General features: G+C 75.9%; 14 protein-coding genes. 10 read left to right on the forward strand and 4 right to left on the reverse strand.

What is annotated here, in order from left to right:
* The first annotated feature begins 115 nt into the window (after window positions 1-115).
* Together ABT093_RS18340 and ABT093_RS18345 are read left to right on the forward strand one after the other, a co-directional pair.
* Window positions 116-814 carry an SDR family NAD(P)-dependent oxidoreductase gene (locus ABT093_RS18340; protein ID WP_350565393.1) on the forward strand — a complete coding sequence of 233 codons (699 nt, stop codon included), beginning with the start codon at window positions 116-118 and terminating at the stop codon, window positions 812-814.
* 263 nt (window positions 815-1077) lie between these two features.
* Window positions 1078-1500, forward strand: a complete 423-nt coding sequence (locus ABT093_RS18345; protein ID WP_350565395.1) for a cold-shock protein — start codon at window positions 1078-1080, stop codon at window positions 1498-1500.
* A gap of 99 nt (window positions 1501-1599) precedes the next feature.
* Here the strand turns inward: ABT093_RS18345 and ABT093_RS18350 are convergent, their stop codons facing one another.
* A complete protein-coding gene (locus ABT093_RS18350; RefSeq protein ID WP_350565396.1) occupies window positions 1600-2187 on the reverse strand; it encodes a lytic polysaccharide monooxygenase in 588 nt (195 codons plus the stop codon).
* Between the two features lie 403 nt (window positions 2188-2590).
* Between ABT093_RS18350 and ABT093_RS18355 the strand changes: the two genes are divergently transcribed.
* Together ABT093_RS18355 and ABT093_RS18360 are read left to right on the forward strand one after the other, a co-directional pair.
* Window positions 2591-3826 (forward strand): Cmx/CmrA family chloramphenicol efflux MFS transporter, encoded by a 1236-nt coding sequence (locus ABT093_RS18355; protein WP_350565398.1) that lies wholly within the window; start codon window positions 2591-2593, stop codon window positions 3824-3826.
* A gap of 424 nt (window positions 3827-4250) precedes the next feature.
* Window positions 4251-5204: a hypothetical protein gene (locus ABT093_RS18360; protein WP_350565400.1), complete on the forward strand. Its 954-nt coding sequence runs from the start codon at window positions 4251-4253 to the stop codon at window positions 5202-5204.
* Window positions 5205-5370: 166 nt separating this feature from the next.
* On the opposite strand, the gene ABT093_RS18365 is transcribed toward ABT093_RS18360, so the two are convergent.
* Window positions 5371-6201: a hypothetical protein gene (locus ABT093_RS18365; RefSeq protein ID WP_350565402.1), complete on the reverse strand. Its 831-nt coding sequence runs from the start codon at window positions 6199-6201 to the stop codon at window positions 5371-5373.
* Entirely contained in the window at window positions 6198-6452 is a 255-nt protein-coding gene (locus ABT093_RS18370) for a hypothetical protein (protein ID WP_350565404.1), read from the reverse strand. The genes ABT093_RS18365 and ABT093_RS18370 overlap by 4 nt, the downstream gene beginning before the upstream one ends.
* Before the next feature lie 378 nt (window positions 6453-6830).
* Between ABT093_RS18370 and ABT093_RS18375 the strand changes: the two genes are divergently transcribed.
* The 5 genes from ABT093_RS18375 to ABT093_RS18395 all read left to right on the forward strand — a co-directional run bounded on the left by ABT093_RS18375 (window position 6831) and on the right by ABT093_RS18395 (window position 12703).
* The gene (locus ABT093_RS18375) at window positions 6831-8210 is read left to right on the forward strand and encodes a cellulose binding domain-containing protein (protein WP_350565405.1); all 1380 of its coding nucleotides are present in this window, start codon (window positions 6831-6833) and stop codon (window positions 8208-8210) included.
* A gap of 340 nt (window positions 8211-8550) precedes the next feature.
* Entirely contained in the window at window positions 8551-8706 is a 156-nt protein-coding gene (locus ABT093_RS18380) for a hypothetical protein (RefSeq protein ID WP_350565407.1), read from the forward strand.
* Between the two features lie 133 nt (window positions 8707-8839).
* Window positions 8840-9322: a recombinase family protein gene (locus ABT093_RS18385; RefSeq protein WP_350565409.1), complete on the forward strand. Its 483-nt coding sequence runs from the start codon at window positions 8840-8842 to the stop codon at window positions 9320-9322.
* Between the two features lie 57 nt (window positions 9323-9379).
* Complete coding sequence (locus tag ABT093_RS18390; protein WP_350565411.1) at window positions 9380-12352, forward strand: helix-turn-helix transcriptional regulator; 2973 nt, start codon at window positions 9380-9382, stop codon at window positions 12350-12352.
* A 180-nt stretch (window positions 12353-12532) separates the two neighbouring features.
* A complete protein-coding gene (locus ABT093_RS18395) occupies window positions 12533-12703 on the forward strand; it encodes a hypothetical protein (protein WP_350565413.1) in 171 nt (56 codons plus the stop codon).
* Window positions 12704-12839: 136 nt separating this feature from the next.
* Here the strand turns inward: ABT093_RS18395 and ABT093_RS18400 are convergent, their stop codons facing one another.
* On the reverse strand, window positions 12840-13202 hold the full coding sequence (locus ABT093_RS18400; RefSeq protein WP_350565415.1) for a hypothetical protein: 363 nt from the start codon (window positions 13200-13202) through the stop codon (window positions 12840-12842).
* Window positions 13203-13729: 527 nt separating this feature from the next.
* Here ABT093_RS18400 and ABT093_RS18405 point away from each other — a divergent pair.
* Window positions 13730-15943: a CLIPPER-2 domain-containing protein gene (locus tag ABT093_RS18405; protein ID WP_350565417.1), complete on the forward strand. Its 2214-nt coding sequence runs from the start codon at window positions 13730-13732 to the stop codon at window positions 15941-15943.
* Window positions 15944-16056: the final 113 nt, after the last annotated feature.

The raw sequence follows: 16056 nt of genomic DNA on the forward strand, positions 1-16056 counted from the left end.
AATGCGCCCGCAAGGGTATTGGACGCCCGGGCCGGGGCGCTCGGAGACTGGCCGGGCGATCGTCCGCGCCACCACGGGCGCACCCCCTCCCGCCTCCTCCCGAACAGGACCACCCATGCCCACGTCCCGTCCGACCGCCCTCGTCGTCGGAGCCTCCCGGACCCTCGGACTCGGGATCACCGCCGAGTACCTCCGCCGCGGCTGGCACGTCATCGGCACCGTGCGCGGCAGCCGGCCCACCGGCCTGCACGCGCTGCGCGACGCCCCGAGCGGCGGCCGACTGATTGTCGAGCAGCTGGAGATGACCGATCCGGAGCAGATCGCGGCGCTGCGCGACCGGCTGGCCGGTCGCACCCTCGACCTGCTCTTCGTCAACGCCGCGATCGCCCGCGGCGACCTGCCGATCGGCGAGGTGCCGACGGACATGTTCACCGAGGTGATGGCGACCAACGCGCTCGGCCCGATGCGGGTCGTCGAGGCCCTGCGCCCGCTGGTCGCACCGGACGGGACGATCGGGGTGATGTCCTCCGAGCAGGGCAGCGTCTCGCTCAACACCGAGGGCGGGCAGGACCTCTACCGGGCCAGCAAGTCAGCGCTCAACCAGCTGATGCGCTGCCACGCGGCCCGGTACGCCGAGGACGGCCGGACGCTGCTGCTGATGGACCCGGGCTGGGTTCGCACCGGCCTCGGCGGGCCCGGCGCCGAGCTGAGCGTGGAGCAGAGCGTCCCGGGGGTGGTGGCCACGATCGAAGGCCACCGGGGCGCACGCGGCCTGCACTTCGTCGACCGCCTGGGGCGGGTCGTGCCCTGGTAGCCGCCGCCCCGGCGGACCCCCTCAGCGCCCCGGCGCCCCCGGCGGCCCCCGCCCCCGCCCCCGCGCGCCGAACTCGGCGGCGTGCTGGCGCGGTTGCCGGCCGCGATCGAGGGCATCGCGCCCTGAGCGGGCGCCGCGCGGCGGCGGAACGGCCGGCGCGGAGCGGGTGCGCGGGCGTCCGGTCCCCGATCCGCGCGTTCGTTCCTCTATCCTCTACGTCAGGTGTCGGGCAGGGGGCCCGGGTTGTTGTCTTGGGGGTGTGTGTGGTCACCGGTCGAGTGGTGCGGTACGACAGTGTGCGCGGGTACGGGTTCATCGCTCCGGACCACGGCGGGGAGGACGTCTTCCTGCACGTCAACGACATGCTGATGCCCGAGTCGCTGGTGCACTCGGGTCTGGTGGTCGAGTTCGAGATGGAGGAGGGCGATCGGGGGCTGAAGGCCTCCTCGGTGCGCCTGCCCAAGGGGGCGCTGGTCCGGCCGGCCGGACCGGCGCCGGCCGCCGCACGGGCGGCGGTGGCCGACGGCGACGACGTCGAGTGCGACGTCCTCACCTCCGCCGAACTCCTGCTGGAGGTCACGGAACTGCTGCTGGAGCACGCGCCCTCGCTCACCGGCGAGCAGGTCCTGAAGGTGCGCAACGCCATGCTGCAGTGCGCGAAGAGCCACGGCTGGACCGAGGGCTGAGGCCCGGGCCCCGACCTCGGCCCTGGCCGCAGGCCGTCGGCCGGCCCCGGAACACGGGGCCGGCCGACGGTCGTTCTGTTGTTGCGCGGTGACGATTGCTCAGAAGAGCACGTCGGTGCAGGAGTAGAACGCGTTCGCGGTGTCCGCGACGTCCCAGACCGCCACGACCACGTGGTGCCCGGTGCGGCCGGTGGGCAGGGTCGCGGTGTGGGTGGTGACGGCGGCGGGCTGGCGGCCGTTGTAGGGGACCGTCAGGAACGGCGTCAGGTCCAGGCTGGCCCGGGTGATCTTCTGGGCCGGGTCGTAGCCCTGCTTGGTCAGGAAGTAGCGGAAGTTGGTGGTCGAGTGCCGGGCCTCGATCTCCCAGGTGAAGGTCTGCTGGCCGCCGGCCGTCACCTTGGTGGTCGGCCAGGCGCCGTTGCGCGGGTTGTCCAGCGGCGCCCAACGGGCGTCCGCGCCCGCGCAGATGGTGCCGTCGGCGGGGCCGCGGCTCGGGAAGCCCTTCGGGCCCTCGACGCTCTGCGGCTCCCACTGGATGTCGCCGCAGTTCTTGACGACACCCGCGCCGCACAGGGCCGAGCGGCTCGGCGGGAGGTTGATGAACCCGTGCGAGTTGGCCGGGACGGCCATCGCGAGCGGGACGGCGACCGCGGCCAGGGCCGCGCCGACGATGTGGCGTTTGCGCATGATGCTCCTCCGTGGGGGGATGGAGATGTGCGCCCGACGCGAGGGGCGGCGCGTGTGGGGGTGCGCCGGCCGTGGAGATCTTGGCATGCCTGCGCCAGGCGATTGCCCATACCGTAGGGAGCGGACGCCCACCCGTCAATGGTCTGGACCACTTTGACGTTCCGTCGACCACCGTGCGGAACCGGGTGGCTGTGCGGTAGCGTGCGGGCCATGTCGAGTCCCGAGTCGGACGAGGTGGGGGCTTTCGGTCACGCCGTCAGCCCCCTGAACCCCTGAGTCCGTAGCCACCACCGCGCCGCGCCGGACCGCCGTGCGCGGCCGGTCGCGCGTGCGCCCCCCGGGGGGGGCCTGCCGGTGTGACGAGTCGCCCTTCCCGCGCCTCTCCTCACCCCGGAGCCACTCGATGCCTCTTCCGCTGTACCTGCTCGCCGTGGCGGTCTTCGCCATGGGCACCTCGGAGTTCATGCTCGCCGGCCTCCTGCCGGCCATCGCCTCGGACCTCGGCGTCACGCTCGGCGCCGCCGGCACGCTCACCTCGGCCTTCGCGATCGGGATGGTCGTCGGCGCGCCCCTGACGGCGGTGCTCGCCCGCGCCCTGCCCCGCCGGTGGAGCCTGCTCGGCGCCCTCCTGCTCTTCACGGCGGCCCACACCGCGGGGGCCGCCGCCCCGAACCTCCCGCTGCTGCTCGCCACCCGGGTCGTCGCGGCGCTCGCCGCCGCGGGGTTCCTCGCCGTCGCGCTGACCACCGCCGCCGCGCTGGTGCCCGCCGACCGGAAGGGACGCGCGCTCGCCGTCCTGCTGTCGGGCACCACGGTGGCCACGGTCGCCGGCGTCCCCGCCGGTGCGGCGCTCGGCTCGGCGCTCGGCTGGCGGGCCGTCTTCTGGGCCGTCGCCGCGCTCTGCCTGCCCGCCGCCCTCGGCGTCCTCACCGGCGTCCCGGCCGGACGCCCGCCGCGCGACGCCGCCGACCGGCCTACTGTGCGCACGGAACTCGCGCGCCTGAGCAGCCCCCGGCTGCTCACCGTGATGCTGCTCGCCGCCCTGGTCAACGCGGCGACCTTCACCGGGCTCACCTACCTCGCGCCCGTGGTGACCGGCACCGCCGGGCTGGACGCGTCGTGGGTCCCGGTCACCCTGGTGCTGTTCGGCGCCGGCTCCTTCGCCGGCGTCACCGCCGCCGGGCGGCTCTCCGACCGGCACCCCGTCCCGGTGCTCGCCACCGGCGGCGCCCTGCTGCTCGCCGGCTGGCCCGCCCTGGCCCTGCTCGCCACCCGGCCCGCCGCCCTGCTCGCCCTGGTGTTCGCGCTGGGCGCGCTCTCCTTCGCGGTGGGCGGCACCCTGATCACCCGGGTCCTCTACGCGGCCGCGGGCGCCCCGACCCTGGCCGGCGCCTGCGCGACCGCCGCACTCAACCTCGGCGCCGCCGCCGGCCCGCTCGCCGGCGCGCGCGCCCTCACCACCCCGGCAGGCGACCTCGGCCCCGTCTGGCTCGCCGCCCTCCTCACCGCCCTCGCCCTCCTCCTCGCCGCTCCCCTGCGAACGGCCCTGCGCGCCGAACCGCGCGACGCCGGGGCCGACGGCCGCGGGAACCCGAGCCGCACGGCCCCGGCGCCCGAGGAGTCGCCGGCCTCGCCCTGAGCGACTCGCCACGCGATCACGGACTCTGCGACGGAGGCCATCACTTCCCGAGGTCCTTCATCACCCCGATCCGCACAGGTCGCCGTCCTTGTCGAGCGGAAGCTCGTGGACGGCGGCCCATAGCCCCGAGAGCCACGACGGACAAGCCACCATGGCCGGCTCGCCAGTCGGATCCGGGGTCGACTCGCCGTGCGCTCTGGCAGACTCGGTGACATGCGGGACGGGGCAATCGACGCGAGGCACCTCGACGCCGCCGTCAGGCTGACCGTGCGCACGCACGAGGGGGGCGGCACGTGCGTACGCGCCGCGGGCGGCGGTACCGGGTTCACCGTGCGCAGCAACCCGGTGGGCCCCCTGAAGGGCTGCTTGGCCGTCATCGGAACGCTCCTGCAGCGCAGTTCGTCGGTGTGAAGGAGAATCCGATTTGGCCCGCAGAAACGACGACGTCGGCCGGTTTCTCTACTGGTCGGAGCGTCGAATCCGCAGCATCGCCGGCGACAACGGCATTTCCCTCGGGGGCTGGAGGCTCACCTCAGTGAGTCCACCGACCGCGGTCGGCCCGCTGCCGCTCCCCCAGGCGTCCTTCAGCGCGCCCGCCAGAGAGGCGGACCGACGGGACATGACGATCCGCGTCCGCAAGGAGCTCAGGTCACGGACCGAAGTCGGGTTCGACTCGCCGCCCCCGACCGACTTCGCCGAAGGAGTCGGCCGGGTCGAGTTCGCAAGATTCATCGGCGGCCCCGCGCGGGACAGGGGAGTGCTGTTGCACACGCACACCCACAGCGGCGACGGGCGACGGGTCGACGTGATCCTGTTCGGGAGCCTCGACAACACCCCCGGCTTCCGGGCGACCGATGCGGCAGAGGTCGGGTGGACCTCCTCGGCATGGCTCGCCGTCTCGCGGTTGCTGGAAGGAATCCAGCCCGAGAGCGACTCCTTCTGGGGTGACACCGAGTCCGTCGCGTTCGAAGCCCTGAAGATCGCTCTGCACCAGGGCTGCACCGGCCGTGACAGCGAGCACGCCGGCCGGCCATGGACCCGCGGATTCACCCTTGGCCGCGCCGAGGACTGCGAATGGTTCGCAGAGATCTACGCGGACGTCGTACTGGACCACGACCGATGGGCGCCGCTGCTTCGGGGCGAGGGCCTGAACAGCCCGGAGCGAATCCTCATCGGCGCACCGGTGTGGGCGCGAACCGCGAGCCCGAAGTCCCTGGTGCGGTACGCCCGATTGCGGGCGAGGGGAGGTACTTCCCGGCGTTGGTTCCTGCCGTTCCGTCGCGGTGCCGCAGGCGGCGTGGGGGCAATCGCCGCGGAACCCGGAACCGTCTCGTCCGACGGCGGTGAGCGCTCCGAAGCATCCGAGCGGGTCGACTGAATCAGACACAGCCGCCGCGAGCCGGCCGCACGCCCCTCCTGCGGGAGAACAACACTGTCGAGGTGCGTGACCCGGGCGACGGTGCCGGCCGCGCCCGGGTCATCGGCCTGTCGGGAGCGTGAGCGACTCCGCCCGCCCGCCGGGCGACCCTGCGTACGGGTCGCGGTCAGCGGCGGATGGTCGGGGTGGACTCGCCGTAGGCGCGCAGCAGTTGGTGGGCGTGCAGCCAGCGCAGCTCCGTGCCGCAGGCGCGCAGCGCCATGCCGAGGGCGTGCCGCATCGCGCCGTCGACCGCGGTGCGGGCGGCGGTGGCGCGGGCCGCCTCGGGCAGGGCGCTGTCGGCGAGGTCGGCGAGCCGGCGGGACGGGTTCCAGCCGAGGTCCGCCGCCCCGTCGCGGTCGTCCGCGCCGCCGGTCGGGGCGCCGGGGGCGAGGGTGATGCCGGCGGCGCCGGGGCGGACGGCCAGCGGCAGGCCGGCGAGGGCGGCGCTGCGGCGGACGGTGCCGACGAGGCCCGCCGGGAGCCCGGGTTCGGCGGGGACGGGCCCGGGCTGCCGGGCGACCAGGGCCCCGGGCGGGACGCGCAGGCCGCCGTCGACCGCGCCCCGGCCGTCGACCCGCAGCTCCCCGCCGGTGCGGTCCCGGGTGGTCTCCAGCCCGAAGGCGGGCAGGAACTCGGCGAGCGCGTTCGTCATGGCCGTCTCCACCGCCTCCCGGGCCGGCCCGGCCGACTGCCCCGGTTCCGCCATGGCGGCGGCGTCGGTCAGGCGCGGGGAGGGCAGCCAGTCGAGGGCGGCGACGCCCGCACAGCGGTCGCCGTCGTCGACAGGGCGCGCGGGGCGGATCCGCACGCCGGGTCCGTGGTCGCCGAAGGCGACCGGCAGACCGGCGAGCAGCAGCGCGTCGGTGAGGCGGTCGGCCAGGGCGGGATCGACCCGGCCCGCGGGCGGTCCGGCGTCGGCCGGGGTCGGGGGCTGCCGGTACGACGGGAGACTCAACGGTGCGGGCCCTTCTGGAGGTCGTCCGCCGACGGCGGCGAGGGACGGTGCATGGCGGTGTTCCGGTTCTCCTCGGACTCCGGTGCCCTCCGCTCCCAGTTCGCCTCGACGCGGGCCCGCTCGATCTCGACGAGCTGCCGGACCACGTCGTCGACGGTTCGGTGGGAGATCTCGGCGAAGCCGTTGAGCCACTCGGCGAGGTCGACGGGCAGGCGGAGGGTCACGCGACGCGGCGGGGGGAGTTCGGGCATCGGGCCTCCTCGGACCCCGTGGGTCGGCATGCGACGGCTGCGCCGGGGCGGACCCGCGGGCCCGTCCGGCGCACTGTCGAACTCTCGTTCCCAGGCCGTCGCACCGTCAAACGCCGTGCACCGCCGGCCTGCCGGGCGCACCACCGCGGCGCGGGCGGCGCGGGCGGGACGCCTGCCGTCAACAGGCACAATCAGCCACTCCGGGCGGCGGACGTCCGCGTTCCGGCCGATCGCCCGCCGCGGGGTTGACCGCCAAATTGGTCTATGCCACTTTCTGATCGCGCGGCCCGCCGCCTCCTCCCCCACGACGAACCCGAGGTGGCACCGGGCTCCCCTCCACCAGTGCCGCGCCGCCCCCACTCCAGGAGAGGAACCCCCATGACCGTCCGCACCAGCCGCCGGCGCCCCCGCGTCCGCGCGGCGCTCGTCGCCGCCGTCACCGCCGCCGGGCTCGGCGCCGGAGTGCTCGGCGCGCTGCCCGCCGCGGCCGCCGGCGAGTCGCTCGCCGTGCAGTACCGCAACGGCGGCAGCGGCTCCGCGCAGGCCTCGCCGTGGCTGAAGGTCGTCAACACCGGCTCCGCGCCCGTGGCCCTGGAGCAGATCAAGCTGCGCTACTACTTCCGGTCCGACTCGCCCCTGGCCGCGTACCGCTTCGCCTGCGACTGGGCCGTCCGGGGCTGCGCCAACGTCACCGGAACCATCGGCACCATCCAGGAGTCGGGCGCGGCCGCCGACCGCTACCTGGAGATCGGGTTCACCGCGGGCGCCGGCACGCTCGCCCCCGGGGCCGACAGCGGCGACCTGCACCTGCGCATCCACCGCACCGACTGGCAGTCCATGGTCCAGGGCGACGACTACTCCTTCGGCGCCACGCAGAGCGGCTACGCGGACTGGGCCAAGGTCACCGCGAGCGTCGCCGGCGTCCAGGTCTGGGGCACCGCCCCGACCGTCCCGGCCGGTCCGGTGCTGTTCGACGACCTCGATTACACCGGACACGACGACCCGGCGCTCGCCGCGCACGGCTGGAACGCCCGCTCCGGCGGCGGCGGCCCCGGCGTGGGCGGGGCCACCTGGGCGCCCGAGAACGTCACCTTCGCCAAGGAGGCCGGCAACTCGGTGATGACCCTGCGGACCTCGACCGCCGGCACCGCCGAATCCACCCGGCAGAGCGAGTTCCACAGCCAGGCGATGAAGTTCCGCAACGGCACCTACGCGGCCCGGGTCCGCTTCGCCGACGCCCCGGTGACCGGCCCCGACGGCGACCATCTGGTGCAGAGCTTCTTCACGATCAACGACCTCAAGGCGCCGAACGCCGACGACTACGCCGAGTACGACTTCGAGTACCTGCCCAACGGCGGCTGGGGCGAGACCTCGAACATCTTCTTCGCCACCTCGTGGGAGACCTACGGCCCGGACGGCTCGGTCAACCAGTACACGACCTCCCGGACCTCGTTCGCCGGCTGGCACGACCTCGTCCTGACCATCGACGACAGCGCCATCGTCTACTACGTCGACGGGGTCGAGTTCGCCCGCCACGACGCCCGCTACCTCCCCGAGCGGCCGATGGTGATCGCCTTCAACCAGTGGCTCACCGACCTGGCCGGCCACACCGGCACCGAGGCGCGCACCTACGAGGAGCAGGTGGACTACGTGCTGCACGTCAAGGACCGGGTACTGAGCCCCGCCCAGGTCGGCGCCGCCGTCGCCGGCTACCGCGCCGCCGGGACGTCCTTCACGGACACCGTCCCCGCCTCCTGAGCCCGTCTCCCGATCCCGCCCCGTCCGGGCACGGCGGCCCCCGGGGCGTGTACGAAGCGCACCGGGGGCGCGCGGTGCTTCGTGCACCACGGCCAAGCGCGGCGGCCCGCGGCGTCCGGGGCGCGGCAGCCCCGGGCGGGACGGGCGAGGGACGGGGATATCCGCAGGTGGGCGGGCCCGGGACCGCGCAGCGCTCCGGCAAACCCGCGTGCGGAAGCCCGGCCGACCACCCCTCGCACCACGGGGCGCCGGTGCCCCACCCTTGGCCCCGGTCCCGGGGATCCGCACGATCTCTGGTGTCCGGCCGCTCACGGCCGCCGCACCGCCCCCGGAGAACCCCTTGCCGATCCCGCGCCTACGCACCACCGCCGCCGCGCCCCTCGCCGCCGTCGCCCTCCTCCTCGCCGGGAGCGGGGCCGCCACCGGCAGCCACGCGGGCCCGGTGCCGGACGACGTCCAGGTCCTTCCGTACCCGCCGTGCCCCACCCGCGGCTGAGCCCGCGCGGGAACCGCGGGGATCAATGGGTAGTCGCCCCCATTGATCCCCGCACCGTTCCGGAGGTCCGCTGGACACCGGCCCGCAGCCCCACTCCCCCACCCGTCACAGTGAGCAAGGCCAGGTGAACGGCATGCACGACGTCCACGAACCGGTGTACCGGTCGGCCCGGCGGTCCGCGATGTACCTGCGGTGCCGCCCGTACGACCCGCAGGAGGCCGAGTACGTCCGCTCCGCCATGGAGCACCTGGCCCACCGCCTCGCGCTGCCGCACCCCGACGTGTACGCCGACCACGGCCTGAGCACCCGGGGCCCGCTGCCTGCGCTGGCGAGCCTGCTGACGGCCGCCGAGCGCGGCTGGGTGGACGCGGTGCTGGTGCCCGGACCGTTCGTGTTCTCGCTCGACGACCGGGCGGCGGCGGACATCGTACGGCGCCTCGCCCGGGCGGGCTGCGAGGTCGTCGAGGCGCCGGGCCGGGTCGTCCGCCCGACCGGCCCGCTCCGGGACGCCCCGGTCCGCCGGCACCTCGCCGTGCCCGCCGCGACGGCGCCGCTGCCCGACGGCGCCGCGGTGGTGTCCGGGGTCGTGTCCGGGGTGGTGTCCGGGGTGCTCTGAACGGCCGTGCCCGACCCGACCGACCCGGAGGGGACGGACGCGGGCATGATGGGACGCATGCCCGTTGAGACTCCGTCCGTACCCGAGGGACCCGGCTTCGTGGGGCGGGTCCGCGAACTCGCCCGGCTGGCCGACGGGCTGGCCCGGCCGCCGGCCGTGCTGCTCGTCGAGGGCGAGGCCGGCGCCGGCAAGTCGCGGCTGGTCACCGAGGCCCTGCGGGCGCTGCGGGGCCTGCCCGGGTCGGAAGCCGGCGGGCCGGACACCACCGCGACGGACGCCGCCGGGCCGGGCGCCACCGCGCCGGGACGGGCCGTGCTGGTCGGCCGCTGCCACCCGCTGCGCGAACCGGAGCCGCTCGGCCCCGTGGTGGACGCGCTGCGGGACGCCACCGCCCTGCTGCCCCCGCCCGGCACGCTGCCGCCCAGCACGGGGGCGCTGCGCCGGGTGCTGCCGGACCTCGCCGACCGGCTGCCCCCCGCGCCGCCGGACGGCGGGGAGCTGCTGTCCGCCCGGCGGCTGCTGGCCCAGGGGATACGGGCGCTGCTGACGGCGCTCGACGATCCGGTGCTGGTGGTCGAGGACGTGCAGTGGGCCGACGACGCGACCCTCGACCTGCTGCTGCGGCTGGCCCGCGACCTGCCGCCCCGGCTGGTCCTGGTGGTCACCTACCGCCCCGAGGACCTGCCGCCCGGCGCCCCGGCGCCCGCGGCCGCCTACCGCGGCGCGCCCTCCGGGCCCGGCGCGGGCCTCGGTCTCCTGCGCCTGGGGCCGCTGGAGGAGGCGGAGGTGACGGAGCTGGCCCGGACCGCGCTCGGTGCGGCGGTCACCCCCGACCTCGCCCGGGTGCTGTACGAACGCAGCCTCGGCCTGCCGCTGACCGTCGAGGAGGACCTCAAGGCTCTGGCGGAGCGCCCGGCGCCCCGGCGGGCGGCCGACCTGGCGGCCTGGCTGGCGCGGGCCGAGGTCCCGCGCGGCCTGGCCGACGCCCTGGCCGGGCGGCTCGCCCGGCTCGGCGCGCACGCGGCGGCCGTCGTCGACGCGGCGGCGGTGCTCGGGGTGCCCGCCGACGAGGACCTGCTCAGCACCGTCGCCGGCCTGGCCCCCGAGGCGGGCGGCGGTGGCCTGGCCGAGGCGCTGCGCGCGGGCGTCCTGCGGGAGACCTCGCCCGACCGGTACGCCTTCCGCCACCCCGCGGCCCGGCGGGTCGCCCACCGGCGGATCCCCGGGCCCGGGCGCCGGCTGCTGCACCGGCGGGCGGTCGCCGCGCTGGAGGCCCACGACCCCCGGCCGCTCACCCGGATCGCCGAGCACACCCTGGCCATGGGCGACCGCCGGGCCTGGCAGGACCTCGCCCAGGCGGCCGCCGACCAGGCCGTCGCGCTCGGCGACCCGGGCGACGCCCGCCGGATGCTGCGCAGCCTGCTGGACGAGCCCGACCTCGACCCGCACCGGCGCGGCCGGGCCGCCCTGGCGCTGGCCCGGCTCGCGGCCGACGACGTCGACCCGGCGGCCAGCGTCCAGGTGCTCAGCGGCATGGTCGCCGACCCCCGGCTGCCCGTCGCCGACCGCGGCGAGATCCGGCTCGCGCTGGGCTTCCTGACCGCCGTTCACAGCGGCAACCGGGCCGGGTTCGACCGGATCCGCGAGGCCCTGGAGGAGCTGGAGGAGCGCCCCGTCCGGGCGGCCCGGGCCATGGTGGCGATCTCGATGGACGAGCGCGACGGTGCCGGCCGCCACGCCGCGGAGTGGCTCGCCCGGGCCGACCGGCTCTTGGCGGCCAACCCCGACGAGGACGTGGCCGCCGCGGTGCGGGCCACCTCGCTGACCTTCCAGGCCAGGGACGGCGATCCGGCGGTCTGGGACCGGCTGGACGAGCTGCCGCGCGCCTCCGAGCGCCCCGAGGTGATGCGGCAGACCACCCGGGCGCTGTACAACACGGGCGAGATCGCCATCGAGCTGGGCTACGACACGCGGGCCGCGCACCTGCTGACGGAGAGCCGGCGGCTTGCCAGGCTGACGGCCATCCCGTACCTGGAGTGCTACAGCCGGCTGGCGCTGATCCGGCTGGACATGCTGGCCGGGCGCTGGGAGGGCGTGGAGCAGCGGTTCGCCGCCCTGGGCGCGGAGTTCGACGACCTGGCGATGGCCGGCGCGGAGCGTTCGCTGCTGTTCGGGCGGCTCGCGGCGGGGCGGGGCCGGCTGGCGCTGGCCCGGGAGGAGTTCGAGATCGCCGCCCGGTTCGGGCAGCGGGAGTCGCAGGTGACCGTCGCGCTGCGGGCGGCCGCCGGGCTCGGGGGCCTGCAGCTGCTGGAGGGCGACACCGCCGGGGCCGTCGCGACGGCCGGCCCGGCGCTGGCCACCGCACGGCAGGCGGGTGCCTGGGCGCGCACCGCCGAGCTGCTGCCGGTGGCGGTGGAGGCGCTGCTGGCGACGGGCGGGCGGGCCGAGGCCGAGGCGGTCACCACGGAGGCGGCCGAGGCGCTCACCGACCGGGGCGCGCCCGCGGTGTCGGCGGCGCTGGACCAGGCCCGGGGGCTGCTGCTGGCGGCGGACGCCGGGCCGGAGGCGGCGGAGGCCTTCATCCGGGCCCGGGACCGCTGGCAGGACATCGGGCGGCCGTACGAGGCCGCGCGGGCCGACGAGCGGATCGCGGCCGCGCTGGCGCCGGTCGACCGGGCCCGGGCGGCGGAGCGGATGGCGGCGGCCGAGCGGGTGTACCTCGCGCTGGGGGCGACCACCGACACCGCCCGGTGCCGCAAGCTGCGCCGGGACCTCGACCTCGGCGGGATCGGGTCCCCGGGGCGCCGCGGCTACGGCAAGCAGCTGTCGCCGCGTGAGCGGCAGGTGGCGGAGCTGCTCGCGCAGGGCGCCGCGAACCAGGACATCGCCCAGGCGCTCTTCCTCTCGCCGCGCACGGTGGAGCACCATGTGGCGAACGTGCTGCACAAGCTGGCCACCAGCCGGGCCGGGACGGCGGAGGCGCTCGCCCGGGCCGACGCCGAGGACGCGGCGGACGGCGGGGCCGACTGATCGGCGCGGCGCCGGGCGGGTCCGGGCGGGTCCGGGTACGGGGTGTACGGCCGGGCCCGCAGGGTTCCCGGGGAGCGTTAGGTAGTCACCCGCATTGATCCGGCCGGTCCCGGCCGGTTCCCTGGTGGCACCGGCGAGCGAGCGGGGCAGCCGCTCCCCGACCAGGAGGGATCCCGAGAGATGAGTGCACGTCATCACGCGCCGAGCGCGCCCGCCATCCAGGCGACGGACGGACCGGCCCCGGCCACCGTCCGGATCTCCCCGTCCCCCCGCAAGGCCGGACACCATCCGATCGCCCTGGTCCGGCTGGCCCGGCTGAGCCGCTCCGGCCCCGCGCACTGGGTGCACTGACCACACCGGAGGTCTCCGGCCAGGCCGCGTGCGGGCGGCGACGGCCGGCGACGATCGTCCACAGCGGACAACTGCGGGGCCCTGCCCGGGTGAGCGGGCAGGGCCCCTGTCGTGCGGTCGTGCCGGATCGCGCGGGTCATCGCCAGGAGCCGCCGGCCGGCCCGCGCGCCGACGCCTGCGACGGCGCGGCCGCCGTGCCGTTCAAGGCCGAGCCGGCCTTCAACGAGGTGGTCGGCGGCAGGGAGAGGGGATTCGGCGGCCCGCCCAGGATGTCGGGGGTGCGGACGTACGTCTTGCCGCAGTTCGCCACGACACCGTCGTGCCCGGGCCCGGCGGCGCAGAGGGCCACGGGCTGCCCGTCCTGGTGGCCCTGGTGCCCGTGGTGGTTGTCGTGGTGTCCCCGGTAGACAGCGGAGTCCGCGCCGGCCGCACCCGCACCAGCACCCGTGACCGGCAGGGTGCCGACGGCCGCAGCGATGACGGCGATTCTTCTGATCATGCCCTCCTCGCCTTGTGGTGACGTTGGCTCATCCTGCAAGGCCTCCGGCGCCGACGCCGTCAGGCGCGGCGGCCACCGCCGACTTCGGCGGAGGGTTCACGCACCGGTCAGCGGCCCGGTCCCGGCGGACGGCCGGGCCTCAGTGGCCGCGGTGCGATACCAGCAGCCCAAGCCAGTGAAATTCGCACCTGATCAGGTGCGACTCGACGTTGCGGGGAAGCCGGCCCTCGCGTCGGGTGGCGAGACTTGCGGGGCACGCACGCGTCGGCGGCCCTGCGGTCATCCAGGGGTGGCGATCACCGTGATGGTGCACAGCCCGCATGACCGGGCTCGGCCGGCGTTCCGTGTCCCCGTGCGGACGGGCGCCGCACCGGTCCGCCGGCGGGAGCCGATCGTCACCCGCACCTGGGCGCCGTTCCCCGGAGGCTCCGGCGCTCCGACCGAGTTGGGGAGAGACCTGTATGAGAGTCCGCAAGGCGAAGCCACCGAGTGGTCCCCCGGAAGGGTGGAGACGCCTGAAGCCGACGATGATCCGCTCCGTCCTGCGCCGGCTGGTCCCGGGGGCGGGGGTGGCGGCGCTGCTCGCCACCGGTCTCCCGCTGGGCGGGGTGGCCAGCGCGCAGACGCCCTCGGTGTCGGTGGCCCCGTCCCTCAGCCCGGCGACCCTCAGCCGTGCGGGCGAGGTGGTCACGTTCTCCGTCCAGGTCACCAATACCGGTGACGAGCCGCTGACCGGGGTCACCGCGGGCTTCCAGACCTTCGGCGGCTCCGGCACGGCCCCGGTCCTCACGTGCTCGGACACCTCCCTCGCCGTCGGAGCGGCGACCACGTGCAGCGGGCCGTACACGGCGACGCAGGGCGACATCGACGCCGGGGGATTCGCCACCGCCGTGACCGCCACCGGCACCCCGCCGACCGGCGCCGCGGTCACGGCCCAGGCCGAGTTCCCCGTCATCGCCGTGCAGAGCGCCGCCCTCTCGCTGGAGAAGGTGGCCGCGACCGGCGGCGGAGGCGGCAACAACCGCCGCAACACCGTGATCACCACCCTGACGCCCGGACAGACGGTGGGCTACTTCTACGTCGTCCGCAACACCGGGAACGTCACCCTCAGCGGCGTCGCCGTCGCGGACACCGCGTTCTCCGGCACGGGCGCGCCACCGATCATCACCTGCCCGCAGACCGTCCTCGCCCCCGGTGAGGCGATGGTCTGCACGGGCGCCTACACCGTGACGCAGGCCGACGCGGCCACCGGGTCGATCACCAACACCGCCGCCGCGACCGGCAACCCGCCCAGCGGCGGGCCCGTGACCTCCCCGCCCTCCACCGCGACGGTGACCGGCCCACAGGCGCAGCCCGCGCTGGTCCTCGACAAGATCGTCGCCCAGGGCGGCGGTGGCGGCAACAACCGCCGCAACACCCTGGTCACCACCCTGGTGGCCGGTCAGCCGCTCGGCTACGCCTTCGTGGTGACCAACAGCGGCAACGTCGACCTCACGGACGTCACCGTGACCGACACCGCCTTCTCCGGGACCGGCACGCCGCCGGTGATCTCCTGCCCGTTCACGGACCTGCCCGCGGGGGCGTCGATGACCTGCACCGCGGCGTACACGGTGACGCAGGCGGACGTGGACGCCGGGGTCATCACCAACACGGCGACCGCCACCGGCACCCCGCCCAGCGGCCCGCCCGTCACCTCCCCGCCCACCACCGCGACCGTCACCGGCCCGCAGGCGTCCCTCACCCTGGACAAGACGGTCTCGACCGGCGGCGGAGGCGGCAACAACCGCCGCAACACCGTGATCACCACCCTGACGCCCGGACAGACCCTCGCCTACACCTTCGTGGTGACCAACACCGGTGCCGTCACCCTCACGGACCTGAAGGTCACGGACACCGCGTTCTCCGGGACGGGCACGCCGCCGGCGATCTCCTGCCCGTCGACCAGCCTCGCCCCGGGCGCGGCGATGACGTGCACCGCGACCTACACGGTGACCCAGGCCGACGTGGACGCCGGACGCGTCACCAACACCGCGACCGCCACGGGCACCCCGCCCAGCGGCCCCGACGTGACGACGCCACCCGCCACCGCGACCGTCGCCGCGGCGAGGCCGGCTCTGGCGCTGACCAAGTCGGCGGCACCGGCCGAGGTGACCTCCTCCGGGCAGCTCGTGACGTACACCCTGCAGGTCACCAACACCGGGAACGTCCCGCTCACCGCCATCGCCGTGCGGGAGACCGCGTTCGACGGCGAGGGCACCGTGCCCGCGGTCTCCTGCCCGTCCACCGCACTCGACGCGGGTGCCTCGATGACCTGCACCGCGACGTACATCGTCCAGACGCACGACCTCCACTCCGCACGGATCAACAACACCGCCGAGGCCACCGGCACGGCACCCGGTGGAACCACCGTCACCTCCAACCCGGCGTCGGCGAGCGTCACGGTGACCGTCACCCAACCGTCCGCCTCACCGTCGCCGTCACCCTCGCCGTCGCCCTCCCCCACCCCCTCGCACCAGCCGACCCAGCAGCCCACCCACACACCCACACACCCGCACTCGCACTCGCACGGTCCGACCCACGGCCACGGCCACGGAACGCCCGGCAAGCCCCCCGCCGGGCCCCCGCTCCCCGCCACCGGGGCCGGAACCCTCCCGCTCCTCGCGGCGGTCGGCGCCGCCGCCCTGATCGCGGCGGGGACCCCGCTCCTCCTCACCGCCCGCCGCGCCCGCCGTCGGCACTGAACCACCGCACGACGCTGCGGCCGGCACACCTCGCGTGTGCCGGCCGCAACCACGTGCGCCTCCGAACGGACGAACGGGGCACCGCCCCTGGACCCCGGCAGGCCACCGCGGTG

The sequence above is a fragment of the Kitasatospora sp. NPDC002551 genome (assembly GCF_040296005.1).
In the GTDB taxonomy this organism is placed as follows: domain Bacteria; phylum Actinomycetota; class Actinomycetes; order Streptomycetales; family Streptomycetaceae; genus Kitasatospora.

Coding starts and splice junctions, on each gene's coding strand:
- ABT093_RS18340 (WP_350565393.1), top strand. CDS start 116: ATGCCCACGTCCCGTCCGACCGCCCTCGTCGTCGGAGCCTCCCGGACC.
- ABT093_RS18350 (WP_350565396.1), bottom strand. CDS start 2,187: ATGCGCAAACGCCACATCGTCGGCGCGGCCCTGGCCGCGGTCGCCGTC.
- ABT093_RS18355 (WP_350565398.1), top strand. CDS start 2,591: ATGCCTCTTCCGCTGTACCTGCTCGCCGTGGCGGTCTTCGCCATGGGC.
- ABT093_RS18370 (WP_350565404.1), bottom strand. CDS start 6,452: ATGCCCGAACTCCCCCCGCCGCGTCGCGTGACCCTCCGCCTGCCCGTC.
- ABT093_RS18375 (WP_350565405.1), top strand. CDS start 6,831: ATGACCGTCCGCACCAGCCGCCGGCGCCCCCGCGTCCGCGCGGCGCTC.
- ABT093_RS18385 (WP_350565409.1), top strand. CDS start 8,840: ATGCACGACGTCCACGAACCGGTGTACCGGTCGGCCCGGCGGTCCGCG.
- ABT093_RS18390 (WP_350565411.1), top strand. CDS start 9,380: ATGCCCGTTGAGACTCCGTCCGTACCCGAGGGACCCGGCTTCGTGGGG.
- ABT093_RS18395 (WP_350565413.1), top strand. CDS start 12,533: ATGAGTGCACGTCATCACGCGCCGAGCGCGCCCGCCATCCAGGCGACG.
- ABT093_RS18400 (WP_350565415.1), bottom strand. CDS start 13,202: ATGATCAGAAGAATCGCCGTCATCGCTGCGGCCGTCGGCACCCTGCCG.
- ABT093_RS18405 (WP_350565417.1), top strand. CDS start 13,730: ATGATCCGCTCCGTCCTGCGCCGGCTGGTCCCGGGGGCGGGGGTGGCG.